The 24,850-nt window shown below is 65.6% G+C and carries 29 protein-coding genes; 22 read left to right on the plus strand and 7 right to left on the minus strand.

What is annotated here, in order from left to right:
• Positions 1–73 precede the first annotated feature (73 nt).
• Entirely contained in the window at positions 74–856 is a 783-nt protein-coding gene (gene pcaD, locus XI09_RS32675) for a 3-oxoadipate enol-lactonase (protein ID WP_271570528.1), read from the minus strand.
• 72 nt (positions 857–928) lie between these two features.
• Entirely contained in the window at positions 929–2,284 is a 1,356-nt protein-coding gene (locus tag XI09_RS32680; protein ID WP_271570529.1) for a 3-carboxy-cis,cis-muconate cycloisomerase, read from the minus strand.
• A 169-nt stretch (positions 2,285–2,453) separates the two neighbouring features.
• Here XI09_RS32680 and XI09_RS32685 point away from each other — a divergent pair, with 169 nt between their 5' ends.
• From XI09_RS32685 to adhP, 11 genes are all read left to right on the plus strand, one after another.
• The gene (locus XI09_RS32685) at positions 2,454–2,900 is read left to right on the plus strand and encodes an SRPBCC family protein (RefSeq protein ID WP_271570530.1); all 447 of its coding nucleotides are present in this window, start codon (positions 2,454–2,456) and stop codon (positions 2,898–2,900) included.
• Between the two features lie 135 nt (positions 2,901–3,035).
• Positions 3,036–3,521, plus strand: coding sequence for a (2Fe-2S)-binding protein (locus XI09_RS32690; protein ID WP_212288800.1), 486 nt, complete (start codon positions 3,036–3,038; stop codon positions 3,519–3,521).
• Positions 3,522–3,557: 36 nt separating this feature from the next.
• Positions 3,558–4,364, plus strand: a complete 807-nt coding sequence (locus XI09_RS32695) for an FAD binding domain-containing protein (RefSeq protein WP_092192496.1) — start codon at positions 3,558–3,560, stop codon at positions 4,362–4,364.
• 63 nt (positions 4,365–4,427) lie between these two features.
• On the plus strand, positions 4,428–5,336 hold the full coding sequence (locus XI09_RS32700; RefSeq protein ID WP_271570531.1) for an AAA family ATPase: 909 nt from the start codon (positions 4,428–4,430) through the stop codon (positions 5,334–5,336).
• A 138-nt stretch (positions 5,337–5,474) separates the two neighbouring features.
• The gene (locus XI09_RS32705; protein ID WP_271570532.1) at positions 5,475–6,677 is read left to right on the plus strand and encodes a vWA domain-containing protein; all 1,203 of its coding nucleotides are present in this window, start codon (positions 5,475–5,477) and stop codon (positions 6,675–6,677) included.
• Positions 6,678–6,688: 11 nt separating this feature from the next.
• Positions 6,689–7,012: an XdhC family protein gene (locus XI09_RS32710; RefSeq protein WP_271570533.1), complete on the plus strand. Its 324-nt coding sequence runs from the start codon at positions 6,689–6,691 to the stop codon at positions 7,010–7,012.
• A gap of 2 nt (positions 7,013–7,014) precedes the next feature.
• Positions 7,015–7,716 (plus strand): XdhC family protein, encoded by a 702-nt coding sequence (locus XI09_RS32715; protein ID WP_271570534.1) that lies wholly within the window; start codon positions 7,015–7,017, stop codon positions 7,714–7,716.
• Entirely contained in the window at positions 7,713–9,317 is a 1,605-nt protein-coding gene (locus XI09_RS32720; RefSeq protein WP_271570535.1) for a molybdopterin-binding/glycosyltransferase family 2 protein, read from the plus strand. Before XI09_RS32715 ends, XI09_RS32720 begins: the two co-directional genes overlap by 4 nt.
• Positions 9,318–9,515: 198 nt before the next feature.
• Positions 9,516–9,905: a DUF4189 domain-containing protein gene (locus XI09_RS32725; protein ID WP_271570536.1), complete on the plus strand. Its 390-nt coding sequence runs from the start codon at positions 9,516–9,518 to the stop codon at positions 9,903–9,905.
• A gap of 66 nt (positions 9,906–9,971) precedes the next feature.
• Entirely contained in the window at positions 9,972–10,382 is a 411-nt protein-coding gene (locus tag XI09_RS32730) for a DUF2000 family protein (RefSeq protein WP_271570537.1), read from the plus strand.
• Between the two features lie 143 nt (positions 10,383–10,525).
• Positions 10,526–11,551 (plus strand): alcohol dehydrogenase AdhP, encoded by a 1,026-nt coding sequence (gene adhP / locus XI09_RS32735; RefSeq protein WP_271570538.1) that lies wholly within the window; start codon positions 10,526–10,528, stop codon positions 11,549–11,551.
• A 10-nt stretch (positions 11,552–11,561) separates the two neighbouring features.
• Here adhP and XI09_RS32740 read toward each other — a convergent pair whose 3' ends face one another.
• The 3 genes from XI09_RS32740 to XI09_RS32750 are packed head-to-tail and all read right to left on the minus strand — an operon-like array spanning position 11,562 to position 12,784.
• Positions 11,562–11,975, minus strand: coding sequence for a GFA family protein (locus XI09_RS32740; protein WP_271570539.1), 414 nt, complete (start codon positions 11,973–11,975; stop codon positions 11,562–11,564).
• Between the two features lie 12 nt (positions 11,976–11,987).
• The gene (locus XI09_RS32745; protein WP_271570540.1) at positions 11,988–12,452 is read right to left on the minus strand and encodes an SRPBCC family protein; all 465 of its coding nucleotides are present in this window, start codon (positions 12,450–12,452) and stop codon (positions 11,988–11,990) included.
• A complete protein-coding gene (locus tag XI09_RS32750; RefSeq protein WP_271570541.1) occupies positions 12,449–12,784 on the minus strand; it encodes an ArsR/SmtB family transcription factor in 336 nt (111 codons plus the stop codon). Before XI09_RS32750 ends, XI09_RS32745 begins: the two co-directional genes overlap by 4 nt.
• Before the next feature lie 162 nt (positions 12,785–12,946).
• Between XI09_RS32750 and XI09_RS32755 the strand changes: the two genes are divergently transcribed.
• From XI09_RS32755 to XI09_RS32785, 7 genes are all read left to right on the plus strand, one after another.
• Complete coding sequence (locus XI09_RS32755) at positions 12,947–13,570, plus strand: TetR/AcrR family transcriptional regulator (protein WP_271570542.1); 624 nt, start codon at positions 12,947–12,949, stop codon at positions 13,568–13,570.
• The gene (locus XI09_RS32760; protein ID WP_271570543.1) at positions 13,567–14,355 is read left to right on the plus strand and encodes an HlyD family secretion protein; all 789 of its coding nucleotides are present in this window, start codon (positions 13,567–13,569) and stop codon (positions 14,353–14,355) included. The genes XI09_RS32755 and XI09_RS32760 overlap by 4 nt, the downstream gene beginning before the upstream one ends.
• The gene (locus tag XI09_RS32765) at positions 14,352–15,284 is read left to right on the plus strand and encodes an ABC transporter ATP-binding protein (RefSeq protein WP_271570544.1); all 933 of its coding nucleotides are present in this window, start codon (positions 14,352–14,354) and stop codon (positions 15,282–15,284) included. The genes XI09_RS32760 and XI09_RS32765 overlap by 4 nt, the downstream gene beginning before the upstream one ends.
• On the plus strand, positions 15,281–16,444 hold the full coding sequence (locus XI09_RS32770; RefSeq protein WP_271570545.1) for an ABC transporter permease: 1,164 nt from the start codon (positions 15,281–15,283) through the stop codon (positions 16,442–16,444). Before XI09_RS32765 ends, XI09_RS32770 begins: the two co-directional genes overlap by 4 nt.
• 30 nt (positions 16,445–16,474) lie before the next feature.
• Complete coding sequence (locus tag XI09_RS32775; protein WP_271570546.1) at positions 16,475–17,782, plus strand: adenylate/guanylate cyclase domain-containing protein; 1,308 nt, start codon at positions 16,475–16,477, stop codon at positions 17,780–17,782.
• Positions 17,783–17,927: 145 nt separating this feature from the next.
• Positions 17,928–18,131 (plus strand): hypothetical protein, encoded by a 204-nt coding sequence (locus XI09_RS32780; RefSeq protein WP_271570547.1) that lies wholly within the window; start codon positions 17,928–17,930, stop codon positions 18,129–18,131.
• A gap of 216 nt (positions 18,132–18,347) precedes the next feature.
• Positions 18,348–19,262, plus strand: coding sequence for a PhzF family phenazine biosynthesis protein (locus tag XI09_RS32785; RefSeq protein ID WP_271570548.1), 915 nt, complete (start codon positions 18,348–18,350; stop codon positions 19,260–19,262).
• A gap of 211 nt (positions 19,263–19,473) precedes the next feature.
• Here the strand turns inward: XI09_RS32785 and XI09_RS32790 are convergent, their stop codons facing one another.
• Both XI09_RS32790 and XI09_RS32795 read right to left on the minus strand, forming a co-directional pair.
• Positions 19,474–19,935 (minus strand): DUF488 domain-containing protein, encoded by a 462-nt coding sequence (locus XI09_RS32790; RefSeq protein WP_271570549.1) that lies wholly within the window; start codon positions 19,933–19,935, stop codon positions 19,474–19,476.
• A 202-nt stretch (positions 19,936–20,137) separates the two neighbouring features.
• Entirely contained in the window at positions 20,138–20,974 is an 837-nt protein-coding gene (locus XI09_RS32795; protein WP_271570550.1) for a DUF72 domain-containing protein, read from the minus strand.
• 106 nt (positions 20,975–21,080) lie between these two features.
• Here XI09_RS32795 and XI09_RS32800 point away from each other — a divergent pair, with 106 nt between their 5' ends.
• The 4 genes from XI09_RS32800 to XI09_RS32815 all read left to right on the plus strand — a co-directional run bounded on the left by XI09_RS32800 (position 21,081) and on the right by XI09_RS32815 (position 24,701).
• Complete coding sequence (locus XI09_RS32800; RefSeq protein WP_271570551.1) at positions 21,081–21,458, plus strand: hypothetical protein; 378 nt, start codon at positions 21,081–21,083, stop codon at positions 21,456–21,458.
• Positions 21,459–21,609: 151 nt separating this feature from the next.
• Entirely contained in the window at positions 21,610–21,813 is a 204-nt protein-coding gene (locus XI09_RS32805; protein ID WP_271570552.1) for a hypothetical protein, read from the plus strand.
• 245 nt (positions 21,814–22,058) lie between these two features.
• Positions 22,059–23,192 carry a glycosyltransferase family 2 protein gene (locus tag XI09_RS32810; protein WP_271570553.1) on the plus strand — a complete coding sequence of 378 codons (1,134 nt, stop codon included), beginning with the start codon at positions 22,059–22,061 and terminating at the stop codon, positions 23,190–23,192.
• Between the two features lie 6 nt (positions 23,193–23,198).
• The gene (locus XI09_RS32815) at positions 23,199–24,701 is read left to right on the plus strand and encodes a glycosyltransferase family 39 protein (protein WP_271570554.1); all 1,503 of its coding nucleotides are present in this window, start codon (positions 23,199–23,201) and stop codon (positions 24,699–24,701) included.
• Positions 24,702–24,850: the final 149 nt, after the last annotated feature.

Raw genomic sequence — 24,850 nt, forward strand, 5'->3', positions numbered from 1 at the left:
CGAAGCAATCCAGAATCTTTCCGCGGAGACAGTCCGGATTGCTTCGCTGCGCTCGCAATGACGAGCTGTGAGATCAGCGTTGCGTCAGGAACCCCACGACCGCATCGGTGAACGCGTGGGGCTGCTCGACATTGGAAATGTGGGCGGCGTCGATGATCGTCATGCTTGCGCCGGGAATTCTTGAGCGGATCAGTTCGCCCGCGGATATCGGCGTCGCCATGTCGTGGCGGCCGGCGATCACCAATGTCGGGCTCTTGATCTTTGGCAGCAGCTCACGTTGGTCGAGCGTCGACAGCGCCTCGCAGCAGGCGAGATAGCCCTCGACGGGGGAGGCGAGCAGCATCGCCTTCATCCGGGCGGTGATGTCGGGTTCGCGCTCGCGGAAATCCTGGGTGAGCCAGCCCGCGATCACGGCATCGGCCACCGCCGCGATGCCGCCCTTCTTCACGGCATCGATGCGTTCCAGCCATTTGGTCGGCTCGGCGTAGTAGCAGGAGGTGTTGGCGAGGATCAGCTTGCCGAAGCGCTCCGGCGCATTTGCGCCCAGCCATTGCCCGACCATGCCGCCCATCGACAGGCCGCACCAATGCACCTTCTCGATGTTGAGATCGTCGAGGATTGCCAGCACGTCGCGGCCGAAGCGCTCCATCGTATAGGGGCCGGGGGGAACGTTCGACTTGCCGTGGCCGCGGCGGTCATAGCGGATGACGCGGAAGACCTGCGTCAGCGCCTTCATCTGCGGCTCCCACATCTGAAGCGTGCAGCCGAGCGAATTGGACAGCACCAGGGTCGGCCCGCCGTCGCGGCCCTCGACGGAGACGTTGATCAGGCAACCGTCGGCATCGATCATGGGCATGCGGCGTCTCCGTTCTGGAGCATGATCCGGAAAAGTGTGGAGCGGTTTTCCGAAAAGATCATGCTCAAACAATTAATCTCGCTCGAGGCTGTCGAGCAGCCGGTCGATCAGGGCTTGGGAAGCCCCTTGATAGGCCATCGGCTCGAACAATGCCGCAATTTTTTCCGGCGAAAGATGCGCGGTGACCTGCGAATCGCCTGATAGCACCTCGCGCAGATGCTTCTTCTCGGCGACTGCGCGCTTGCTCGCGGCCTCGATGAGATGATGCGCATCGCTCTTGCCGATGGTCTCGGCCAGCGCGAAGGTGACCGCCTCGGCCATGATCAGCCCGTGCGTCGCATCGAGATTGCTGCGCATGCGCGCGGCATCGACGTCGAGGCCCTCGGCGATATCGACGATGGCGGCGAGCGCGCCCGAGGTGACCAGCATCAGTTGCGGCAGCGTCGGCCATTCCGCGTGCCAGGGGCCGGCGCTGCGCTCGTGGTCCTGCACCTGTGCGGCAAAAATCGTCGCGGCGAGCTGCGGGGCCATGGTCGCACATCCGAGCGCGCTTGCGGCTGCGACCGGGTTGCGCTTGTGCGGCATGGTCGAGGAGCCGCCGCGGCCTTCGCCGGCTGGCTCGAACGCCTCGGCGACATCGGTCTGCATCATCAGCGAGACGTCGCGCGCGATCTTGCCGCAGCTTCCGGCAAGAATCGCAAGAGCCGATGCGGCTTCCGCGATGCGGTCGCGATGGGTGTGCCATGGCGCTTCCGGCAGCGGCAGGTTGAGCTCCTGCGCCAGTCGCTCCGCAACGACGAGCCCCTTGTCGCCGAGGGCCGCGAGCGTGCCGGCCGCGCCGCCGAATTGCAACGCCAGGCCCTCGCGGGAGAGCCGCCTGAGGCGGCAGCGGGCGCGGGCAAGGCTTGCGGCATATTCGGCGGCCTTGAGCCCGAACGGCATCGGCAACGCATGCTGGAGCCAGGTCCGCGCCACCATGGCGGTGTTGCGATGATTGCGCGCCAGCGCGGCAAAGCCCTTGATGGCACGGCTGAGGTCGGCGTCGAGTGCATCGATGCCGGCACGCAGTGCGAGCATGGTCGCGGTGTCGATGACGTCCTGGCTGGTTGCGCTCCAATGCACGTAGCGGGCAGCTTCCGCATCCGCCCTGGCGACATTGGCGGTCAGCGTCTTGACCAGAGGAATGGCCAAATTGCCCGATCGCGTCGCGGCCTCTGCGAGGGCAGCAGGGTCGAAGGACGCCGCCTGACATGCGGCTTCGATCGGGCCCACGGCGGCCGCGGGAATCACGCCGGTGGCGGCCTCGGCCCGGGCCAGGGCTGCCTCGAAATCGAGCATGTTCTGAAGGGTAGAGCGGTCGTCGCAGACGGCGCGCATGGCGACGCTCGACAGCATCGGCGCGAGCAGGGGGGAGAGGGCTGTGCTCATGTTGCGCGGGACCTAACCATCATGGCTCGCCTGTGCCAATCCCAAACCGACCGCACAAGATTTTTTGCAGTTGCGAATATGCATTGCACGTGACCGGAGGCCGCCCTTTCCTTTGCGGCCTGCGTGCGTTACTTGAGCATTATAGTTGCACGATCCCGGGAGGCACCCCATGGCCATGACGATGAACGGCGAAGTCCAGCTTGCGGCGCCGCGCGAGGCTGTGTGGGCCAAGCTCAACGATCCCGAGGTGCTGAAGGTCTGCATCCCCGGCTGCGAGGAGCTGGAGAAGACCGACGACGGCGGCTTTCGCGCCACAGCCAAAATGAAGGTCGGCCCGGTGTCGGCGCGCTTCAAGGGCAAGGTGACGCTCTCCGATCTCGACCCGCCGAACGGCTACAAGATCTCCGGCGAAGGCGAGGGCGGGGTGGCCGGCTTCGCCAAGGGCGGCGCCGTGGTCAAGCTCGCGGAGAAGGACGGCGGCACGCTGCTCTCCTACGACGTCGAGGCGCAGATCGGCGGCAAGTTGGCGCAGCTCGGACAGCGCCTCATCAACGGTGCCGCCAAGAAGCTGGCCGACGAGTTTTTCGCGAACTTCGCCAAGGCGGTACAGGGCTGAAGGCTATCGCCTTTCGGCATGGCGCCTTGCGTCCGGGGCGATGTTGCCCCGGGGCATAATGGCCCATATGATGGGTTGGAATAATTATAAGAACCGCTTCGACGGGACCCGTCGGGGCGCTGATAGAGAGTGCTTATGGCAAAAATCTCCCTCATCGTGAACGGCAATCCTGTGACGGCCAACGTCGATCCCCGCACGCTTCTGGTGCAGTTCCTGCGCGAGAATCTGCGGCTGACCGGCACCCATGTCGGCTGCGACACCTCGCAGTGCGGCGCCTGCGTCGTGCATCTCGACGGCAAGGCCGTGAAGTCCTGCACCACGCTTGCCGTGATGGCCGACGGCCACGAGGTCAGGACGATCGAGGGGCTGGCTGCCGACGGCGCGCCGCTGCATCCGATGCAGGAAGCCTTCCGCGAGCACCATGGCCTGCAGTGCGGCTTCTGCACGCCCGGCATGATCATGACCGCGATCGACATCGTCCATCGCAAGGGTCACGAGCTCGACGACCACACCATCCGCGAGGAGCTGGAAGGCAATCTCTGCCGCTGCACCGGCTACCAGAACATCGTCGCCTCGATCTCCGCCGGCGCCAAGGCGATGGCGAAATCCGACCTCGCCTAAATCGACACGCGCGCATCCCGCGATCAGGACATTCAGATGTACGAATTCAAATATCATCGCCCCGGGACCGTTCGGCAGGCCGCCAACCTCCTGGTGAAGAACGAAGACGCCAAGGTGATCGCCGGCGGCCACACGCTGATTCCCGTCATGAAGCAGCGCCTCGCCAGCCCGCCGCATCTGGTCGACCTCTCCCACATCGAGGGGCTCAACACGATCGAGATGAAGGGCCGCTCGCTGGTGATTGGCGCCACCGCCAGGCACGCTGAGGTCGCGACCTCCGCCATCGTCGGCGAAGCGATCCCGGCGCTCGCGAGCCTTGCCGGCGGAATCGGCGATCCCGCCGTGCGCCACAAGGGCACGATCGGCGGCTCGCTCGCCAACAACGATCCGACCGCGGACTATCCGGCCGCGGTGCTGGCGTTAGGGGCGACCATCGTCACCAACAAGCGCCGCCTCAAGGCCGAAGAGTATTTCCAGGGGCTGTTCACGACGGCGCTCGAGGCCGACGAGATCATCACCAAGGTGATGTTCCCGCTGCCGAAGAAGGCCGCCTACATCAAATTCCGCAACCAGGCCTCGCGTTACGCGCTGGTCGGCGTGTTCGTGGCGCGGCGTCCGTCGGATGTCCGTGTTGCCGTCACCGGCGCCGGCTCCGAAGGCGTGTTCCGCGTCACCGCGTTCGAGGAAGCCCTGAAGAAGCGCTTCTCGGCGAAGGCGCTTGATGGCATCGAGGTGCCGGCCGAGGGTCTCAACAGCGACATCCACGGCAGTGCCGAATATCGCGCGCACCTCATCGGGGTGCTGACGCGGCGGGCCGTCGACGCCGCCAATGCCAAGGAATGATGGGCCTCACCAACTGGCCCGACGACTTGCCCCGGTGAGGGCGTAAACGAGACTGGCCCTTTCATGACTTCAGCGGCCCTGCCGGCATCTGTCGATGCGATGCTCGAACTCCTCACGTCGCGCGGCTACCTCGCGGAGCGATCGCTGGCGACGGTGACTTACCTGTCGCTGCGCATGGGTCGGCCGCTGTTTCTCGAAGGCGAGGCCGGCGTCGGCAAGACCGAGATCGCCAAGGTGCTGTCGGCGGCGCTGGGGCGGAAGCTGATCCGCCTGCAGTGCTACGAAGGCCTCGACGTCTCCTCCGCGGTCTACGAGTGGAACAGCGCCGCGCAGATGATCGCGATCCGGATGGCGGAAGCCGCCGGCGACACCGATCGCGATCAATTGTCGAGCGACATCTTCGCCGACCGCTACATGATCAAGCGGCCGTTGCTCCAGGCGCTGGAGCCCGACGTTGCCGGCCCGCCGGTGCTCTTGATCGACGAGCTCGACCGCGCCGACGAGGCGTTCGAAGCCTATCTCCTGGAAATCCTCAGCGATTTCCAGGTGACGATCCCCGAATTCGGCACTGTGAAGGCGCCGTATCCGCCGATCGTCATCATCACTTCCAACCGCACCCGCGAGATCCACGACGCGCTGAAGCGGCGCTGCCTCTATCACTGGGTGGATTATCCCGCTGCCGAGCGCGAGCTCGCGATCGTCAAGACGCGCGTGCCCGGCATCTCCGCGAAGCTGTCGCAGCAGGTAGTGCGCTTCGTCCAGGCGCTGCGCAACCAGGACTTCTACAAGTCGCCGGGCGTCGCCGAGACCATCGACTGGGCCACCGCGCTGTCCGAGCTCGACGCCCGCTCGCTGACCCCGCAGGTGGTCGGCGACACGCTGGGCGCGCTGCTCAAGTACCAGGACGACATCACCCGCATGCAGGGCGATACCTTGCAGAAGGTGCTGAAGGAAGCGACGAGCGAGGATTGATTTTCGCGCGTCATAACTAACTCGTCATTCCGGGGCGCGCGTAGCGCGAGCCCGGAATCCATAACCACGATCGGGAGTATGGATTCCGGGCTCGCGCCAAGAGGCGCGCCCCGGAATGACGACCGAGAGTGTTGAACCATGGCCATCAACCACCTGGCACCCGAGCAGACCGAGCAGTTCGCCGACAACATCGTCGGCTTCGCCCGCGCGTTGCGCTCTGCCGGCATGCCGGTCGGGCCGGGCGCAGTGATCGATGCCATGAACGCGCTTGAGGTGATCGACATCGGCAAGCGGGCCGACGTCTTCACCACGCTGGAGGCGATCTTCGTCAAGCGCCACGAGCATGCGCTGATCTTCAAGCAGGCCTTCAACCTGTTCTTCCGCGCCTCGGAGGAGTGGAAGCACATGCTGGATTCGGTGCCGCTGCCGGACCAGGCCAAGAAGAAGCCGCAGGCCGGCGCGCGGCGTGTGCAGGAAGCGATGTCGCAGCCGCGCATGACGGAGACGCCGCAGCACCAGGAGCAGGATCTGCGCCTGTCGGTGTCCGACAAGGAAATCCTTCAGAAGAAGGATTTTGCGCAGATGAGCGCAGCGGAGATCAGCGAGGCCTTGCACGCCGTCGAGCGGATGCGGCTGCCGCAGGCCGAACTGCTGACGCGCCGGCACCGGCCCGATTCCCGAGGCTTGCGCCTCGACCTGCGCCGCACGCTGCGTGCGTCGTTGCGCACCGGTGGCGACATCATCGACATCCATCGGCTCGGGCGGATCGAGAAGCCGGCGCCGATCGTCGCGCTGCTCGACATCTCGGGCTCGATGAACGAATACACCCGACTGTTCCTGCATTTCCTCCATGCGATCGGGGATGCGCGCAAGCGCGTCTCGGTGTTCCTGTTCGGCACCCGCCTCACCAACGTCACCCGCGCGCTGCGCCAGCGCGATCCCGACGAGGCGCTGGCGAGCTGCTCGGCCTCGGTCGAGGACTGGGCCGGCGGCACGCGGATCTCGGCCTCGCTGCACAACTTCAACAAATTGTGGGCGCGCCGCGTCCTGAGCCAGGGCGCCATCGTGCTCCTGATCTCCGACGGGCTGGAGCGGGAGGCCGATTCCAGGCTCGCCTTCGAGATGGACCGGCTGCACCGCTCCTGCCGGCGGCTGATCTGGCTCAACCCGCTGTTGCGGTTCGGCGGCTTCGAGGCCAAGGCGCAGGGCATCAAAATGATGCTCCCGCACGTTGACGAATTCCGCCCGGTACATAATTTGAGTTCGATCCAGGAGCTGATCACGACGCTCTCCCGGCCGCTGCCGCCGCATCACCGCAGCCTGATCCGTTCCGCAGCTTGAGAGGTTACCCCATGCTCGATCGCGACGAGGACATTCTGAAGGCGGCGGAGGACTGGAAGAAGGCCGGCCGTGGCGTCGCGCTCGCCACCGTGGTGGAGACCTGGGGCTCGGCGCCGCGCCCGGCGGGCTCGAGCCTCGTCATCAACGACGAGGGCACGTTCCTGGGGTCCGTCTCCGGCGGCTGCGTCGAGGGCGCCGTGGTCACCGAGGCCATGGACGTGATCGAGAGCGGCAAGCCGAAGATGCTGGAGTTCGGCGTCGCCGACGAGACCGCCTGGAATGTCGGGCTGTCGTGCGGCGGCACCATCCGCGTCTTCGTCGAGAAGGTCGGCTAGCCGTGAAGCTCGCGATTTTGCACGAACTCAATGCCGAGCGCGCCGCGCGCCGTCCGGCGATCTTGGTGACGGACACCGAGAGCGGCGAGCAGCGCCTGGTCAAGGCGAAGGATTTCGCGAACGACCCGCTGCGCGTCGAGCTCGAAAAACAGCTTCGCATGGGCAAGAGCGCCAATGTCGAGGTCGGCGGCAAGAAGCTGTTCCTCAACGTCTACGCACCGACCGCGAAGCTCGTCATCGTCGGCGCGGTCCATATCAGTCAGGCGCTGGCGCCGCTGGCGCGCTCGCTCGGGTACGACGTCACTGTCGTCGATCCGCGCACGGCCTTTGCGAGCGCAGAGCGCTTCCCCGATATTCCGCTGGTGGCCGAATGGCCCGACACCGCGCTGCCGCCCCTCAACGTCGATGCCTACACGGCGTTCGTCGCGGTGACGCACGATCCCAAGATCGACGATCCCGCGCTGCTGCACGCCTTCGAGCGCGGCTGCTTCTATATCGGCGCGCTCGGCTCGCGGAAGACGCACGCCAAGCGCGGCGACCGGCTGCGGGCGCAGGGCGCCAAGGACAGCGACATCGCGCGCATCCACGCGCCCATTGGCCTTGCGATCGGCGCGGTCTCGCCGTCGGAGATCGCGGTGTCGATCATGGCCGAGATCACCGCGGTGCTCCGGCTGCCACCCAAAGAAAAAGAAGAAGCGGCATGAAGTTCGGCCCGGCGAGCCCCAGGGATGCGATCGGCGGGGTGACCGTCCACACCCTGCGCCAGGGGCCGCTGGTGCTGAAGAAGGGTACGACGATCGGGCCCGCCGAGGTCGAGGCGCTGGAGCGCGCCGGCATCAAGGACGTCGTGGTGGTGCGGATGGAGGAGGGCGACGTCTCCGAGGACGTCGCGGCCGCCAGCATCGCACTGGCCGTCGGCGGCGAGGGCATCCATGTCGAGCGCGCCTTCACCGGCCGCGCCAACCTGTTCGCCGCGCGCCCGGGCGTGCTGGTGATCGACCGCGCCGCCGTTGACCGCATCAACAATATCGACGAGGCCATCACCTTTGCGACGCTGTCCGCCTACAAGCCGGTGGTCGAGGGCGAGATGGTCGGCACCGTCAAGATCATCCCGTTCGGCGTCGAGGGCGCTTTGCGCGATGCCGCGGTGAAGGCCGCCGGCAGGGACGTCCTGAAGATCGCCCCCTATGTCATCCAGCGCGTCGGCGTGGTCTCGACGCTGCTGCCGGGCCTGTCCTCCAAGGTGATCGACAAGACGCTGCGCGTTACCGCCGAGCGGCTGGCGCCGGCCGGCGCCAGCATCATCGCCGAGCGGCGCGTCCAGCATGACGAGCATGCGCTGTCGGCTGCGATCAAGGAATTGCTCGGACTTGGCGCCGAGCTGGTCATCGTGTTCGGGGCCTCCGCGATCGCCGACCGCCGCGATGTGATCCCGGCGGCCGTCACGGGAATCGGCGGTGAGATCGAGCATTTCGGCATGCCGGTCGATCCCGGCAATCTGCTGCTGATCGCGCGGGCCGGCGGCGTGCCGGTGCTGGGCGCGCCGGGCTGCGCACGCTCGCCGGTCGAAAACGGATTCGACTGGGTGCTGATGCGGCTGCTTGCCGGCATCAAGGTGACGCGCGCCGAGCTGATGGGCATGGGCGTCGGCGGGCTCCTGATGGAGATCGTGACGCGACCGCAGCCGCGCGCAACGCCCGAGATCGAGGGCAACAGCCAGGTCGCCGCCATCGTGCTCGCGGCGGGACGCTCGACCCGCATGGGCGGGCCGAACAAGCTGCTCGCGGAGCTCGACGGCAAGAAGCTGGTGCGGATCGCGACCGAGCAGGCGCTGGCTTCGAAGGCATCGGAGGTGATCGTCGTCACCGGCCACCAGACCGAGCTGGTCGAGCAGGCGCTGCAAGGCCTGAAGGTGAGGTTCGTCAGGAATCCGGATTTCGCCGGCGGCATCGCGAGCTCGGTCAAGGCCGGCATCGCGGCCGTGTCTGAAGCTTGCGACGGCGCCGTGGTTTGCCTCGGCGACATGCCGCTGATCGATGCCGGCCTGATCGACCGTCTCATCGACAGCTTCGCACCGGACCGCGGCAATCTGATCGTCGTACCCGTCAGCGAAGGCCGCCGCGGCAATCCCGTGCTGTGGTCGCGCCGCTTCTTCCGGGAGCTGATGACGCTCGATGGCGACGTCGGCGCGCGTCACCTGATCGCCAAGCACACCGAGGCGGTCGCCGAAGTGCCTGTCGACGGCGAGAGCGCCTTCCTCGATATCGACACGCCGCAGGCGCTGGAAGCGGCACGACGGGGATGACGCTGCCGTAGGGTGGGCAAAGGCGCGCGGCGCCGTGTCCACCATCTCGTCGGATCATGATGAGAATCGGTGGGCACGCTTCGCTTTGCCCACCCTACGGCATCTCCCAAGCCCGCCGATTTCAACCACCCGTTCACCATCTGGAAACGACCGCCGCTTAGAGTCGCCTCCACCTGCCTTGGGGGGAGGGGTTTTTCCATGGCTTCGAATGTCGTCGCGCGCCGTTGCGCGATGTTTTTCTTTGCGTTGTCTGTTTGTGTCGCGGGCGCTCGCCACATCACGGATGCACGCGCCGCCGGCGCATTTGCGGTCGGCAAGTGCGGCGCCTATGGCCAGGCTTTCGATTACGGCGCCGAGCACGAGGCCCGCGCCGTGGCACAGAAGCAGTGCAAGGGCGATTGCACGACGGTGACGATGAAGCGCGCCTGCGCCGCGATGTCGGTCGACCTCGCCAACCCCTGCGGCGCGTATGGCTATGCCGTCAAGCCGAAGATCTCCGCCTCGCTCAATGCCGCCACGCGCGAATGCTACAAGTACGGCGGCAAGGAATGCGTGATCCGCGCCTGGGCCTGCGACGCGAAGGGTTGAATTTCTCTTGCTGTCATTCCGGGGCGATGCGTAGCATCGAGCCCGGAATGACAGCTGAGGAAGCACATGCAGTTCGACACCAAGATCGCCGTCGTGATCCGCTCCGATCTTCAGGCCTGGCAGAAGCTCAACGTGGCGGCTTTCCTCACCAGCGGCATCGCCGCGGCTTTTTCCGAATGCATCGGTGAGCCCTATGAGGATGCCTCGGGCACGACATATCACGCGCTGATCGGCCAGCCGATCCTGATCTACGGCGCCGACGGTCCGGCGCTGTCGCGCGCGCTCGATCGTGCGCTCACCCGCAACGTGGTGCCGGCGGTCTATACCGAGGACATGTTCAAGACCACGCATGATGCCGCCAATCGCGAGGTGGTGAAAGCGGTGGTGCGTGCCGATCTCAACCTCGTCGGTATCGCTGTTCGCGCCGAGCGCAAGGTGGTCGACAAGATCGTCGACGGCCTCAAGTTCCATAGCTGACACACCCGCGCTTCGCGCCGCGTCGTCATCGTGATGTCACGATGGCGCGAGCGCTTGCGCAAACTTTGTGCGGTTTGATTCCAATCAAGGGGGAGCCTTGCGGCCTCGCTAGTCTGCTCCGCGTAATACAAAGGAGCAGACCGATGCCGACCATGAAAGCCGCAATCGTCAGACAATTCGGCAAGCCGCTGGTGATCGAGGACGTGCCGGTGCCGCGGCCCGGTCCCGGCGAGGTTCTGGTCAAGGTGAAGGCTTGCGGTGTCTGCCACACCGATCTGCACGCCGCCTCCGGCGATTGGCCGGTGAAGCCGGTGCCGCCCTTCATCCCCGGCCACGAGGTTGCCGGCATCGTCGCCGCACTCGGACCCGGCGTGAAAAATCTGAAAGTGGGCGATGCTGTCGGCGTCGCCTGGCTGCATGACGCCTGCATGTCCTGCGAATATTGCGAGACCGGCTGGGAGACACTGTGCGAGCACCAGCACAACACCGGCTACAGCGTGAACGGCGGTTTTGCCGAATATGTCATCGCCTCGGCCGCCTTCGCCGCCAAACTGCCGGCAACGATCGATTTTGCCGGCGTCGCGCCGATCCTGTGCGCGGGCGTCACCACCTACAAGGGCTTGAAGGAGACGGAGGCAAAGCCCGGCGAGTGGGTCGTGATCTCGGGTGTCGGCGGGCTCGGCCATGTCGCGATCCAGTATGCCAAGGCGATGGGGCTCAAGGTCGCGGCCGTCGATATCGCCGAGGACAAGCTCAAGCTCGCACGCGAGACCGGCGCCGACCTCGCCGTCAACGCGCTCGCGGCCGATACCGTGGACAAGGTGTTGGCGGCAACCGGGGGAGGGGCGCACGGCGTGCTGGTGACGGCGGTCTCGACCGCAGCGTTTGCCCAGGCACTGAAGATGGTGCGCCGGAAGGGTACCGTCAGTCTCGTCGGCCTGCCGCCGGGCGAATTCCCGACGCCGATCTTCGACGTCGTGCTCAAGCGCATCACGGTGCGCGGCTCCATCGTCGGCACCCGTCGCGACCTCGATGAAGCCATCGCGTTCGCCGCCGACGGCAAGGTCAAGGCCGAGGTGACGAAAGTGCCGCTCGCGCAGATCAACGACGTTTTCGACCGGATGAAGGCCGGCAAGATCGACGGCCGCATGGTGTTGGATTTTGGCTAGCGCCGGCGCCTCACGGCGGCGGCATGGTCTCGAACTTCGGCAGGTCCGGATCGAGACGATCCCAGTCATGGCCGCGCGCGGCGTAAGTCACCACCTGCGGCTTGTAGCGGGCGGGCTCGTCGAGGCTTGCGGCGCGGATGGTGAAGATGTCGGGCATTGCCGCGAAGGTCAGGTAAACCGGCAAGCCGCACCGGACGCAGAAACCGCGCGTCTTCACATTGCCGCTGTCGCCGACCATGTCCCAGTGTTTCGCCTCGCCGGTTACGGTGACGCCGGCGCGCGCGAAGGTCATGTACGAACCGTGGCCGCCGCCGCTTTCCCGCTGGCAGTCCCGGCACTGGCAGTGATTGCTGAACAGGGGCTCACCGGTGATCGAATAGCGGATCGCGCCGCAGGCGCAGCCGCCGGTATAGGGCTTGTCCATCGTGATGACTCCTTACCTGTCTTCGCCGCTGATCTCGTCGAGCTGTCGGACGACCTTCTTCCAGCCGCCGCTCATGACGGTGTAGGCACTCTCGTTCCTGGGCAGCACGAAGCCCGCATGAACCAGCTGGATCCGCGTGCCGGCTTCGACCGGGGTGAGGGACCAGGTCACGACGGTGTCGAGCGGTGCGCCATAGCCGGTGTTGCGCTCGTCGCCGCCCTTCCAGGCGTAGACGAGGCGCCTGTTGGCCACGACCTCCAGAACGCGGCAATGAATGACGCCGTCCCAGTCGCCACCCGGTTTGGTCTGGAACGTGAAGGCCTTGCCTTCGACGGCCTCGAAGCCGGTCGGCTGCATCAGCCAGCGCGCGATTAGCTGCACGCTGGTCAGCGCCTTCCAGATCGTCTCGGTCGTGTGAGGGAAGACCTCGTCGATGACGATGTCCTTTGTTTCAGCTTTCAACGCGGCAGCACTCACGGATCGATCTCCTTCAAGAGGTCACGCAGGTTCTGGAAGCGCTCGCGCCAGAAGACGCCGTAATGATCCATCCAGGTCACCAGCGGCTCGAGTCCTTCAGGCGCGGCGCGGTAGTAGACGTTGCGGCCCTCGGCGCGCTCGGCAACGAGGCCGGCCTGCTTCAGCGACTTCAGGTGCTGCGAGATCGCACCTTGCGTCACGCCACTGCCGCGCGTCAGCTCGGCGACGCTGATCTCCTTGCTCCCGAACACACGCTCGAACACGGCGCGGCGGGTCGGATCGGCGAGGGCGCGCATCACGGTGGTGACGGGGTTTGGGGCGGCTTCGATCATGCCAATAAATTAGCGAACGCTAATTCATTAGTCAAGGCTAATTCAATTCAGTCGCACGGCTCTGCTTCATCGATTGACTATGACTGACCAGTCAGTCATAATTGAACGATGAAGAAGCCCGCCAAACTCGCTGCGGCATCTGCGGCCCAGGCTGGGAGCCCCATGCCCGAAGCTGCGCCCGCCTCGAACCGTGCCACACGCGCGGCGGAGCGGCGTGCGGCGATCGTGGAGGCAGCGATGGAGGAGTTCATCGCGCGCGGCTTTGCCGCAACGCGGCTCGACGACATTGCAAAGCGCGCCGGCGTCGCCAAGGGCACGATCTACCTGCACTTCAAGGACAAGGAATCGATGTTCGAGGAGCTGGTACGCGTCGTGATCGTGCCTGTGGTGGCGCGGCTGACGACGTTGCCGCCGCCGGTAGGCTCGGTGCGCGACCTCATCGAAGCCTTCGCCGGCAACTTCCTCAAGGAGGTGATCGGCACCAGGCGCGGCGATCTCGTGCGCCTGATCGTGGCGGAGGGGCCGCGCTTTCCCTCCGTCGCCGACTTCTACTATCGCGAGGTGGTCTCGCGCGGGGTCGCCGCGATGCGCTCGCTGATCGAGCTCGGCATCGCCCGCGGCGAGATCCGCGAGAGGGACCTTGCGCGCTATCCGCAGATCCTGATCGCGCCTGCGATGATCGCGGTGATCTGGCAAAGCCTGTTTGAGCGTCACGCGCCGCTCGACGCGCGGGACATGCTGCGCGTCCATCTCGATTTGATTTTTGGCGAACGGAGGACGACATGAGGTCGTCGCAAGCAATTTTCAGATTTGCATTGGCCGTCCTGCTCGCAACCGCGCTGGCGGCTTGCAAGGAGAAGCGCGATCCCGGCTTCCAGGGCTGGGTCGAGGCCGACATGATCTTCGTCAGCCCGGACGAGGCGGGCCGGGTGACGAAGCTGAGCGTCCGCGAGGGTGACGAGGTCAAGGTCGGTGACGCCCTCTATTCCGTCGATGACGATCTCCAGCTTGCCGATCTCAACCAGAACAAGGCGACGCTCGCGAACGCGCAGCAGACCTATGACCGTGCGGCCTCGCTGAACAAGACCGGTTCGGGCACGCAGGCCAATCTCGATTCCGCCGTCTCCGCCCTGCGCGTGGCGGAAGCGCGGGTGGCGACGTCGGAGACGCGGATGGCGCGGCGCAGGGGCTTTGCGCCGGTCGCCGGCACCATCCAGCAGATCTATTTCCGCGAGGGCGAGATGGTGGCGGCGCAGCGGCCGGTGCTCTCGATCATGCCGCCCGGCAACATGAAGCTACGCTTCTTCGTGCCGGAGACCGAACTGCCGAAGCTTGCGATCGGCGACACGGTCCGGATCGGCTGCGACAATTGCGCCGCCGACCTCACCGCCAAGATCTATTTCATCGCGACCTCGGCCGAATACACCCCGCCGGTGATCTACAGCCTCGATGAGCGCAACAAGCTCGTTTACCTGATCCAGGCGCGGCCCTCGCGTCCCGATGCGTTGCGGGTCGGGCAGCCGATCGATGTCTATCTCAATCCAAAAACTCCGATGGCGGACAAGCGATGAACGGCGGCAACGGGATCGCAATCGACGTCAAGGGCCTGACGAAGTCGTTCGGCGGCCGCGAGGTCGTGCACGATCTGTCGATGCAGGTGAAGCGCGGCTCGATCTACGGCTTCCTCGGTCCCAATGGCTCGGGCAAGACGACCACCATCCGCATCCTCTGCGGCCTGCTGACGCCCGACAGCGGCGAGGGCACCTGCCTCGGCTACGACATCCGCCGCGATGCCGAAAAGATCAAGCGCCAGGTCGGCTACATGACCCAGCGCTTCAGCCTGTACCAGGACCTGTCGGTGCGCGAGAACCTCGAATTCGTGGCACGGCTCTATGGCCTTGCCGATGCACGCGGCGCGGCGGCTGACATGGTCAAGCGGCTCGGGCTCTCGGGTCGCGAGGAGCAGCTTGCCGGCGAGCTCTCTGGTGGCTGGAAGCAGCGCCTGGCGTTAGGTGCCTGTACGCTGCCCAATCCGCAACTCCTGCTGCTCGACGAGCCGACTGCCGGCGTCGATCCCAAGGCGCGGCGCGACTTCTGGAACGAGATCCATGCGCTCGCCGCCGACGGCCTCACCGTGCTGGTCTCGACCCACTACATGGACGAAGCCGAACGCTGTCACGAGATCGCCTACATCGCCTACGGCCATCTGCTGGCGCACGGCACGGTGGAGGAGGTGATCGCGAAGTCCGCGCTCTCGACCTACACTGTGACCGGCGAGGACCTCAACGAGCTCGCGGCTGCGCTCACCGGCAAGCCCGGCGTGGACATGGTGGCACCGTTCGGCACCTCGCTGCACGTCTCGGGGCGCGACGTTGCCGCGCTCGAAGCCAGCATCGCACCGTGGCGCGAGCGGAGCGGCCTGCACTGGCAGAAGTCGCATCCCTCGCTCGAAGACGTGTTCATCGAACTGATGGGCCGGTCCAAGGACAATTTCCAATGAGCGCAATCGATCATCCCGCACCACCCCACGAAATCCGCGAGCGCTTCGGTTTCCTGCGGCGCTCCTACGCGATGCTGGTCAAGGAGTTTATCCAGCTCAAGCGCGATCGCGTCTCGTTCGCGATGATCGTGATGCTGCCGGTGATGCAGCTCACGCTGTTCGGCTATGCCATCAACACCACGCCGCACAATTTGCCGAGCGCGGTGCTGCTCCAGGAGGACTCCGATCTCACCCGTTCGATCCTGAAAGCGCTGGAGAACACCGCCTATTTCCGCTTCATCTACGAAGTGCACGACGTCGAGGATTTCGACAATCTGCTGAAGTCCGGCAAGGTGCTGTTCGGCGTCGAGATCCCGCGCGGCTTCGAGCGGGCGGTGCGGCGCGGCGACAGGCCGGCGCTGCTGGTCGCGGCCGACGCAACCGATCCGGTCGCCGCGAGCTCCGCGCTCGGCTCGCTCGGCATGGTCGTGCAGACCGCGCTCAAGCACGATCTCTATATCGGCAATCCCCCGGAGATGCCGTTCGAGATCCGGGCGCATGCGCGCTACAATCCGGCCGCAGCGTCAAGCCTCAACATCGTGCCGGGGCTTGTCGGCACCATCCTCACCATGACCATGCTGATCTTCACCGCGCTCTCGGTCACGCGCGAGGTCGAGCGGGGCACCATGGAGAGCCTGCTGTCGATGCCGATCAAGCCGGTCGAGGTGATGTTCGGCAAGATCATCCCTTACGTGCTGGTCGGCTTCGTCCAGGCCTTCCTGATCATCAGCATCGGCGTCGGCCTGTTCGGCGTGCCCGTGCTCGGCAATCTGTTCCTGCTCGCGCTGCTCTCGACCTTGTTCATCACCACCAACCTGTCGATCGGCTACACGATCTCGACCGTCGTGCAGAACCAGCTCCAGGCCATGCAGATGTCGATGATGTTCTTCCTGCCGAGCATTCTGCTCTCCGGCTTCATGTTCCCGTTCGCCGGCATGCCGGCCTGGGCGCAATATGTCGGCGAATGCCTGCCGCTGACCCATTATTTGCGCATCGTCCGCGCCATCATGCTGAAGGGCGCAAGCATGCAGAATTTGCACTTCGACGCGCTGGCGCTGGCGGCCCTGATGCTGATCGCCATGACCATCGCCGTGACGCGCTTCCGCCGCACGCTGGATTGAGGCAAGATACCCCTGAATCAAGGGGGTGGAATGGTCAGGTTTGCGAGCAGGAAGGCGCGGCAGCACGCCGCCTTGTCGGAGGAATTCGAGCGCGAGCTGACGCGGGAGGTGCTGCGCACCGAGCTGTTGCGGGTGCGGGCGCTGATCATGACGGGCTGCGTCATGACCGTGTTCCTCACCGCGATCTATCTGATCGATCCTGCCATCGTGAACCGGGTCTGGCGCGGGACGGAAGGGCTCGTCGAGGTCTACAGCCTTCTGGCCGGCTTCATCCTGTTCGAGACCTGGGTCCACAGCCAGATCAGGAAGAATCTCAGGCTTGATCGCGACCTCCCGGTGGTCCGCCGCTATATCGGTGCGCTGATCGAGACATCGCTGCCCACGGTGATCCTCATCCTGCAAATCCGGTCGATGGGTGCAACCCAGGCGCTCGGCTTTGCCGTGCCGCTCATGTACTTCATCTTCATCATTCTCTCGACCCTGCGGCTTGATTTCTGGCTGTCCACCTTCACCGGCTTCGTCGCCGCGGCCGAGCTGCTCGCCGTGGCGCTGATCTATGATCCTGCAAGTGGCGTCGGCGAGCCCCAGGCCTATTTCCACGCGGTCCGCAGCACCATCATCCTGATCTGCGGCGTGCTCGCCGGCTCCGTCGGCGCGCAGTTGCGGCGGCAATTTGCCGCGAGCATCGCGGCGGCCACCGCGCGCGACCGGGTCACCAACCTGTTCGGCCAGCACGTCTCGCCGCAGGTGGTGGAGCGGCTGATGGCGGAGGGGACGAGCGCCGCCGGCGACCTCCGCCGCGTCGCGGTGATGTTCGTCGATTTCCGCGGCTTCACCGCCGGCGCGCAGTCGCGCACCCCGCAGGAGGTGGTCGACCGGCTCGACGGCGCCTTCGCGGTGCTGGTCGACATCCTCGACCGTCAGGGCGGCATCGTGAACAAGTTTCTCGGCGACGGCTTTCTCGCGCTGTTCGGCGCGCCGCTGGAGGCCTCCGACGCTGCGCACCGCGCGGTCGCTGCAGGCCGCGAGATGCTGGCCGCGATGGACCACATCAACGCGCAGACGAGCTGGCCGCTGCGGATCGGCATCGGCATCCATTTCGGCGAGGTCGTCGCCGGCAATATCGGCTCGCCCCGGCGCAAGGAGTACACGGTGATCGGCGACACCGTGAACTTCGCCTCGCGGCTGGAGGCGCTGAACAAGGATTTTGGCTCGCAGCTCCTGATCTCCGCGTCCGTGCGCGAGGCGCTCGGCGATGACGGCGAGGATGCCGTCGCGCTCGGCGAAGTCGAGGTGCGCGGCTACGAGCAGAAGGTGGCGGTGTTTCAACTGGGATAGCGCGCGTTCAAATGTGGGTCGCGTTTGGTTGAAGCTGAGTCGCGTGCCGTTGAAGGCGCGTGATGAAATATCTCTGCTAGCTTTCGGGTCTTGCGCAGTGGAAGCCGAAACAGCTCGGCTTCCGTCTGTCACCCGGAGAAAGCCAATGACCCGACTGACCCTCGTTGCGGCCGCCCTGATCGCCGCCGCCGTCACCCAAACCCAGGCCGCATCCGCGCGCCACGTCGCCCCACCGCGCGCGACAACCGAGGCGACGGCCGACTACTGCGTCAGGGCCCCGGCAGAGGGCGCGTATGCCACGGCGCCCTACAAGCGGCCGCCTTGCCTGCCCAACACGGCGACGTACTAACGACCACGGTAGACGACGCCGGGCTGGTGACGTCCGCCAGCCCGGCGTCGCGGCGAAGGCCGTTGCGAGCGTGCGCGCCTGCTCTTCCGCCTCTAGATCTCTTCCGCCATTGCTCCGATTGCTCCGAATTTTGGGGCATGACGAGTGATGTTTTCGGCTTGTAGACTGCTGCGCGATGCGGCCGGTCGTGGTCGCCATTTGCATGAGGAAGTGACGATGCAGCGCCGCTACATCACCGTCGACGTGTTCACCGACCGCCCCTTCGGCGGCAACCAGCTTGCCGTGGTGCTCGATGCCGGCGGCTTGTCGACGGCGCAGATGCAGGCGATCGCGACCGAGTTCAACTATTCCGAGACGACCTTCGTGCTGCCGCCGCGCGACAAGGCCAATGACGCCGAGGTGCGCATCTTCACGCCGGTGCGGGAGCTGCCCTTTGCCGGTCATCCCAATGTCGGCACCGCCTTCGTGCTGGCGAGCCTCGCAAAGGAGCCGAAGCCGCGCCTGCTGTTCGAGGAGAAAGCGGGGCTGGTCCCGGTCGAGATCGTACGGGAGCAGGGACGGGTGGTCAGCACCGAGCTCACCGCGCCGCAGCCGCTGGCGCGCCTCGCGAAGTGTTCCGCCGAAGAGATCGCGGCCTGCATTTCCCTGACCGCGGAGGATATCAAGATCGATCGCCATGCACCGCAGGTCGTCGGCGTTGGAACGCCCTTCGTGGTGGCGGAAGTGGGGTCGCGCGAGGCTGTGCGGCGGGCCAAGCCCGATGCTGCGGCGTTCAGCCGGATGTTGCCGCGCGATGGCGCCTTCTCGGTCTATTTCTACACGCGCGACGTGCCGGCGGCGGAAGCTCCATGCGAGCGGCAGGCGCGGATGTTCTTCCCCGGCGCCAGCGGCCTGATCGAGGACCCCGCCACCGGCAGCGCCACGGTCGCCGCCGCCGCGCTGTTCGCCGATCTCGATCCCGCGCGCGATGGCGAGTTGAAGCTCACCGTCGGCCAGGGTTTCGACATGGGCCGTCCGAGCATCCTGCTGACGCGCGTGCGCAAGCAGGACAGCAAGATCGTGTCCGCCCATGTCGGCGGCAGCTGCGTGCAGATGATGGAAGGGACGTTCCGGCTAGCGGGGGAGGGGTAGGCGTTCTCCGTATATCATTGCGGACTCGCGTTGCGCGCCGCTGTAGACCCGTCATCCTGAGGTGCGAGCCCTTGCGAGCCTCGAAGGATGCACGGCCGAGGTGCAACATCGGCGGCACGCCGTCGTCCTTCGAGGGCCGCTGAAGAAGCGGCCACCTCAGGATGACGGCTACGGATAGAGTCGTCGTTTCGTCCTCCCGCCCGAGCGGCAGCTACACCTGCCGCCCCGCCAAATTCCTCACTGTCACGCCATCCCGCTCCTCAATCGCCTCCGCGATTATCTGGCGGTGGCAGTGGGTGTGGTCGCGCTCGTAGCAGAGCAGGCACACCGGGCCGGCCTTCTTCACCAGCGCCGAGAGCTCGTCCATCTCTTCCCTGGCCTGCGGCGTCTTCAGGTGCCTTGAATAGATCTTTTCCAGCACGTCGTACTGACCGCTGCGCGCGGCAAGGCGCCCCTCCTTGGGCGTGCCGAGCGCGGCGAGATGGACATAGGCGATGCCGCGTTCGTCCAGTCCCGCGGAAAGCTGCTTCTTGGAAAAGCCCGGCCGACGCGACGAGGTCACCGCGCGCACGTCGACCACGAGCTTGACGCCGGCCTGCTCCAGCTCGTCCAGCACCGCCTTGGGCGGCGTCTGTTCATAACCGATGGTGAAGAGCTTCTTCGCCTTTGCCATGGGACACCTCGGGTCACGACATGAGAGGTCGTCATGCCCGGGCTTGTCCCGGGCATCCACGTTCTTTCGTGCCGCACAGCAGAGCGTGGATGGCCGGGCATAGGCAAGCGGAAGCGACGCCGTCCTTTGGACGGCTGTGCCCGGCCATGACGTGTGGAGGCTTTGCTGCGCCTAACTGCGAGCGACATAGGTCACGGCGCGCTCAGCTCACCCGCGCGATCAGTTCCATGGCGCCGGCCGGCGCGCGCACCTTGCCTTCGTGGATGACGTAGGCGAACACGTCGCGCGGTTCTTTCTTCGGCTTGGCCTTGTCGACCTTCGGCAAATCGTCCGGTTCACTTCCCTCGGCCCAGTCCTGAAAGCGCTTGGCCCAGGCATCGAGCTGTTTCGGCGGATAACAGGTCTTGATCTCGTCATTGCCCTTCTGAAGCCTGGCATAGACGAAATCGCCGGCGACGTCGGCGATCGCCGGATATTTGCCGTGCTCGGCGAACACGACCGGCGTCTCGAACTCGCGGATCAGCGCAACGAAATCCGGCGTGCAGAAACTGTCGTGGCGGACCTCGACGACATGGCGCAGCCCGCGTCCGTCGAGCTTGCGCGGCAGCAGCTCGAGGAACTTGCCGAAATCGGCACCGTCGAACTTCTTCGTCGGCGCGAACTGCCACAGCACCGGCCCGAGATGGTCGCCGAGTTCCAGCACGCCGGAATCATAGAAGCGCTTGATGGAATCGCCGGCTTCCGCGAGCACGCGGCGGTTGGTGGCAAAGCGCGGCCCCTTCACCGAGAAGACAAAACCCTCGGGCACTTCGCTGGCCCATTTGCGAAAGCTCTCCGGCTTCTGCGAGCCGTAATAAGTGCCGTTGATCTCGATCGAGGTCAGCTTCGATGCCGCATAGGACAGCTCCTTCGCCTGCGTCAGCTTCTCCGGATAGAACACGCCGCGCCAGGGCTCGAAGGTCCAGCCGCCGATGCCGATGAAGATATTGCCGGATTTTTTGGACACGGTTTTTGCTTTGGCCACGGGAGGATCTCGCATCGACGTGGAGGGGAGGCCGGCATCCTAGTCAAACGAGTTGTGATTGGCCAGTTGCCGCGGCCCGTCTAAGCTTCCGACCAGATCATCTGCGAAGACGGAGAACAAGATGCGGATGCTGATGCTGGGCGCGGCGCTCATGATGACATCTGCTGCCATGACATATTCTGCCATGGCGGATGACGACGATGCCAGGGGCGCGCAGAAGCTCGCCATGCAGGGGCGCGACGATTACTGGCATTGCCTGGCGCGGGAATATTCGCGCGACAGCAATCAGGGCCTGTCGGAACAGGATTTTGGCCGCTCGGTTGCGGGCGCCTGTCCGTCGGAGCGGCAATATTACCGGGTGGCATTGCTCGACTATCTCACCACGCAATATCCGAACATCGATTCCGGCGCCCATCTCGCGACCGCGAACAGGGCGGTGGAGTCGGCGCAGAAAGACATCGTGACGGCTTTCGTCAAGCACAGGCCGCCGGCGAAGTAGGGAATGGGGAGTGGCGAATAGCGAGTAGGGGCAGAAGCCAGGGGTGCCTCATTCGCTACTCGCCATTCGCTATTCGCCTCTTCGGCAGCTCTTCCGGCCGCGCGCGCATCCGTGGTATCAATGATCGCATCTGGAACAGGGATGGGCTTCCATGTCGTCTGAGTCGGTGGGTGGCATTTTGGGTGCGATCGTCGCGGCGGTCGTGCTTGCGGTCGCCGTCGTCCTCGGGCCGATCGGCCAGTACGGCAAGCCGCCCAAGCCGGCAAAGGTCGATCAGGCCCCGGCGGCCATGGCGCCGGCAGCCCCTGCCGCGCCCGCGCCGCGCGGCCCGGTGATCAAGGAAGTCCCGAACTAGCGGTAAGCCTCAAAACGGGTGCTTTTGCCCCTTGAAAAGCGGCCTTGCCGTCCCCATTTGGTTGTCAACGGCAACGTTGAGTCACGATCTCCGTTGCTGGGACGACCTTGGAATAGCTCAGGCTGCGCCGGATGTACGCGCGGTCCGCCGTTCCGGGGTCGTTGGCATTTTGGGGCGCTTTTAGGCCCTTCCCCTTGGAAACCCCGGCTTGGCAGCGCAGGACGCGGCGGATATACGCTGCCGTCATGAATGAAGCGATCAGACCGGGCTCCGACAATCCGCCCCAGGCTCAAGAGGGGCCGGAACTGTCGGTCATCGTCCCGACCTTCAACGAGCGCGACAACGTCATGGTGCTGTACCGGCGCCTGGAGGCGACGTTCGCCAACGTCGCCTGGGAAGTCGTGTTCGTTGACGACAATTCACCCGACGGCACCTGGGATGTCGTACGCGCGCTGGCGCAGCGCGACAGCCGCGTGCGCTGTGTCCGCCGCATCGGCCGCCGCGGCCTGTCCGGCGCCTGCATCGAGGGCATCCTGGCCTCCAGCGCGCCCTTTGTCGCCGTGATCGACGCCGACCTTCAGCACGACGAGACGCAGCTGCCGAAGATGCTGCTGCTGCTCGCCAGCGACGAGGCCGATCTGGTGGTCGGCAGCCGCTACATCGAGGGTTACAAGAGCGAAGGCTTCAACAAGCAGCGCGCCGGCGCCAGCGCTCTGGCGACCGAGGTCGCCAGGAAGATGCTGCGGGTCGAGATCGCCGATCCCATGAGCGGCTTCTTCATGGTCCGCCGCGATCGTTTCGAGGAATTGGCGCCGAAACTTTCGGTGCATGGCTTCAAGATCCTGCTCGACCTCGTCGCCACCGCCCACGGCAGCTTGCGCGCCGTCGAAATTCCCTACACTTTCGGCGCCCGCCAGCACGGCGAGAGCAAGCTGGATTCCATGGTCGCGCTCGACTTCCTTGGCCTGGTGCTGGCCAAGCTGAGCAACGACATCGTCTCGCTGCGCTTCATCCTGTTCGCGATGGTCGGCGGCATCGGTCTCGTGGTGCACTTGACCACGCTGTTCATCGCCCTTCGGGTCTTCAAGGCGCCGTTCGCGGAGGCGCAGGCCGCGGGCGCCATCGTCGCCATGACCAGCAATTTCATCCTCAACAACTTCCTCACCTATCGCGATCAGCGGCTGAAGGGCTTTGCGCTGCTGCGCGGCCTGATCGCCTTCTACATCGTGTGCAGCGTCGGCCTGCTCGCCAATGTCGGCGTCGCCTTCTCGGTCTACGACCAGGAGCCGATCTGGTGGCTGGCCGGCATGGCCGGCGCGCTGATGGGCGTGGTGTGGAACTACGCGATGTCCGGACTGTTCGTCTGGCGCAAGAAATAGCTCACGATGGGTGGGGCTGACGCGCGGGTCGTCCGCAATACCACGCTGGTGATCCTTGCGCTGGTCGGCTTGCGGCTGGTCGCGGCCGCCTTCACGCCGATCACCTTCGACGAAGCCTATTACTGGATGTGGTCGAAGAATCTGGCGGGCGGGTATTACGACCACCCGCCGATGGTTGCCTACGTCATTCGCGCCGGCACGATGATCGCCGGCGACACCGAGCTCGGCGTCCGCCTCGTCTCGATCCTGCTCGCGCTGCCGATGAGCTATGCGATCTATCGCTCGGCCGCGATCCTGTTCGGGGGCGCCCGCCTCGCGGCCACCAGTGCCATCCTGCTCAACGTGACGCTGCTGGCCGCGGTCGGCACGCTGATCGTCACGCCCGATGCGCCGCTGCTGGTCGCCTCCAGCTTCGTGCTGTTCTTTCTCGCAAAAGTGCTGGAGACCGGCCGCGGCGTCTGGTGGCTCGCGGTCGGTGCAGCCGTCGGTGCGGCGCTGCTGTCGAAATACACCGCGATGTTCTTCGGGCCGGCGATCCTGATCTGGCTCGCGGCCGTGCCGAAACTCAGGCGCTGGTTCCTCTCACCCTGGCCCTATCTCGGTGGCCTCGTCGCCCTTGCGCTGTTCTCGCCGGTGATCCTCTGGAATGCGGATCACCAATGGGTCTCGTTCGCAAAGCAGCTCGGGCGCGCCAGGATCGAGGATTTCCGTCCCGTCTTCATCGCCGAGCTGATCCCGACCCAGATCGCGTTCGCAACGCCGCTGGTCTTCATCCTCGGCGCGATGGGGCTGCACGCGCTGACCTGGCGCCGGGCCGGCGCGCTGGCCTCGCGCGTGCTGATCGAGACGCTGTTCTGGACCATCGTCGCCTATTTCGTCTGGCATTCGCTGCATGCCCGCGTCGAGGCCAACTGGTTCGCGCCGGTCTATCCGCCCTTCGTGGTTGCGGCTGCGGCCGCCGCCAACCTCGTGCAGTGGAAACCGCGTGCGCGCCACCTGGCTGACTTTTGTCTGCGCTGGGCTGCGCCTGCCGGCATCGTGATGTTCGCAGCCCTCATTGTGCAGGCCAACACCGGCTGGCTGTCCGGCTATCGCCGCGATGCGACCGTGCGCAGCGTCGGCGTCGGCTGGCGCGAGCTCGCCGCGGAGATCGAAGCCGTGCGCGCCCGCACCGGTGCGACGTGCGTGCTGGCGCCGGATTACGGCACCACGGGCTGGCTCGCCTTCTATCTGCCGCGCGGCACCTGCGTGGTGCAGCAGAACCAGCGCATCCGCTGGGTCAACATGCCCGAGCCCGATCCAAAGCTGCTTGCCGGCAAGCTGCTCTATATCGATGAGCTGCGTCAGGGCGGCCATCCCGCCGTCAACGATCTCTTTGCGCAGGTGACGCAGGTTGCGCAATTGCAGCGCAAGCGCGGGCCGCTCGTGGTCGAGACCTACGGCATCGATCTGCTCGAAGGCGCCAAGGGCGACGTGCTGGACCGCTCGCCGCCACCGGAAGCGCGGTAGCCGGCTCCGCTGCCTCCACACTGTCGTCCCCGCGAACGCGGGGACCCATACAGCGTGATCTCTCGATAAGCGCAGGTGCTCGTACCGCGCGAAAAACCGCTCACTAGCAGTCTTCGCCAAACCTCTCCCTGGGGGTATGGGTCCCCTGC

This window comes from Bradyrhizobium sp. CCBAU 11386 (genome assembly GCF_028128955.1).
Taxonomy (GTDB): Bacteria; Pseudomonadota; Alphaproteobacteria; order Rhizobiales; family Xanthobacteraceae; genus Bradyrhizobium.

What these genes read in the sequence shown, in the direction of transcription:
- XI09_RS32685 (WP_271570530.1), top strand. Translation starts at nt 2,454, where the DNA reads ATGGCCATGACGATGAACGGCGAAGTCCAGCTTGCGGCGCCGCGCGAG.
- XI09_RS32730 (WP_271570537.1), top strand. Translation starts at nt 9,972, where the DNA reads ATGCAGTTCGACACCAAGATCGCCGTCGTGATCCGCTCCGATCTTCAG.
- XI09_RS32800 (WP_271570551.1), top strand. Translation starts at nt 21,081, where the DNA reads ATGCGGATGCTGATGCTGGGCGCGGCGCTCATGATGACATCTGCTGCC.
- XI09_RS32790 (WP_271570549.1), bottom strand. Translation starts at nt 19,935, where the DNA reads ATGGCAAAGGCGAAGAAGCTCTTCACCATCGGTTATGAACAGACGCCG.
- XI09_RS32780 (WP_271570547.1), top strand. Translation starts at nt 17,928, where the DNA reads ATGACCCGACTGACCCTCGTTGCGGCCGCCCTGATCGCCGCCGCCGTC.
- XI09_RS32785 (WP_271570548.1), top strand. Translation starts at nt 18,348, where the DNA reads ATGCAGCGCCGCTACATCACCGTCGACGTGTTCACCGACCGCCCCTTC.
- XI09_RS32710 (WP_271570533.1), top strand. Translation starts at nt 6,689, where the DNA reads ATGCTCGATCGCGACGAGGACATTCTGAAGGCGGCGGAGGACTGGAAG.
- XI09_RS32765 (WP_271570544.1), top strand. Translation starts at nt 14,352, where the DNA reads ATGAACGGCGGCAACGGGATCGCAATCGACGTCAAGGGCCTGACGAAG.
- XI09_RS32770 (WP_271570545.1), top strand. Translation starts at nt 15,281, where the DNA reads ATGAGCGCAATCGATCATCCCGCACCACCCCACGAAATCCGCGAGCGC.
- XI09_RS32760 (WP_271570543.1), top strand. Translation starts at nt 13,567, where the DNA reads ATGAGGTCGTCGCAAGCAATTTTCAGATTTGCATTGGCCGTCCTGCTC.
- XI09_RS32725 (WP_271570536.1), top strand. Translation starts at nt 9,516, where the DNA reads ATGGCTTCGAATGTCGTCGCGCGCCGTTGCGCGATGTTTTTCTTTGCG.
- XI09_RS32805 (WP_271570552.1), top strand. Translation starts at nt 21,610, where the DNA reads ATGTCGTCTGAGTCGGTGGGTGGCATTTTGGGTGCGATCGTCGCGGCG.
- XI09_RS32810 (WP_271570553.1), top strand. Translation starts at nt 22,059, where the DNA reads ATGAATGAAGCGATCAGACCGGGCTCCGACAATCCGCCCCAGGCTCAA.
- XI09_RS32680 (WP_271570529.1), bottom strand. Translation starts at nt 2,284, where the DNA reads ATGAGCACAGCCCTCTCCCCCCTGCTCGCGCCGATGCTGTCGAGCGTC.
- XI09_RS32695 (WP_092192496.1), top strand. Translation starts at nt 3,558, where the DNA reads ATGTACGAATTCAAATATCATCGCCCCGGGACCGTTCGGCAGGCCGCC.
- XI09_RS32705 (WP_271570532.1), top strand. Translation starts at nt 5,475, where the DNA reads ATGGCCATCAACCACCTGGCACCCGAGCAGACCGAGCAGTTCGCCGAC.
- XI09_RS32815 (WP_271570554.1), top strand. Translation starts at nt 23,199, where the DNA reads ATGGGTGGGGCTGACGCGCGGGTCGTCCGCAATACCACGCTGGTGATC.
- XI09_RS32775 (WP_271570546.1), top strand. Translation starts at nt 16,475, where the DNA reads ATGGTCAGGTTTGCGAGCAGGAAGGCGCGGCAGCACGCCGCCTTGTCG.
- XI09_RS32720 (WP_271570535.1), top strand. Translation starts at nt 7,713, where the DNA reads ATGAAGTTCGGCCCGGCGAGCCCCAGGGATGCGATCGGCGGGGTGACC.
- XI09_RS32690 (WP_212288800.1), top strand. Translation starts at nt 3,036, where the DNA reads ATGGCAAAAATCTCCCTCATCGTGAACGGCAATCCTGTGACGGCCAAC.
- XI09_RS32750 (WP_271570541.1), bottom strand. Translation starts at nt 12,784, where the DNA reads ATGATCGAAGCCGCCCCAAACCCCGTCACCACCGTGATGCGCGCCCTC.
- XI09_RS32700 (WP_271570531.1), top strand. Translation starts at nt 4,428, where the DNA reads ATGACTTCAGCGGCCCTGCCGGCATCTGTCGATGCGATGCTCGAACTC.
- pcaD (WP_271570528.1), bottom strand. Translation starts at nt 856, where the DNA reads ATGCCCATGATCGATGCCGACGGTTGCCTGATCAACGTCTCCGTCGAG.
- XI09_RS32795 (WP_271570550.1), bottom strand. Translation starts at nt 20,974, where the DNA reads ATGCGAGATCCTCCCGTGGCCAAAGCAAAAACCGTGTCCAAAAAATCC.
- XI09_RS32740 (WP_271570539.1), bottom strand. Translation starts at nt 11,975, where the DNA reads ATGGACAAGCCCTATACCGGCGGCTGCGCCTGCGGCGCGATCCGCTAT.
- adhP (WP_271570538.1), top strand. Translation starts at nt 10,526, where the DNA reads ATGCCGACCATGAAAGCCGCAATCGTCAGACAATTCGGCAAGCCGCTG.
- XI09_RS32755 (WP_271570542.1), top strand. Translation starts at nt 12,947, where the DNA reads ATGCCCGAAGCTGCGCCCGCCTCGAACCGTGCCACACGCGCGGCGGAG.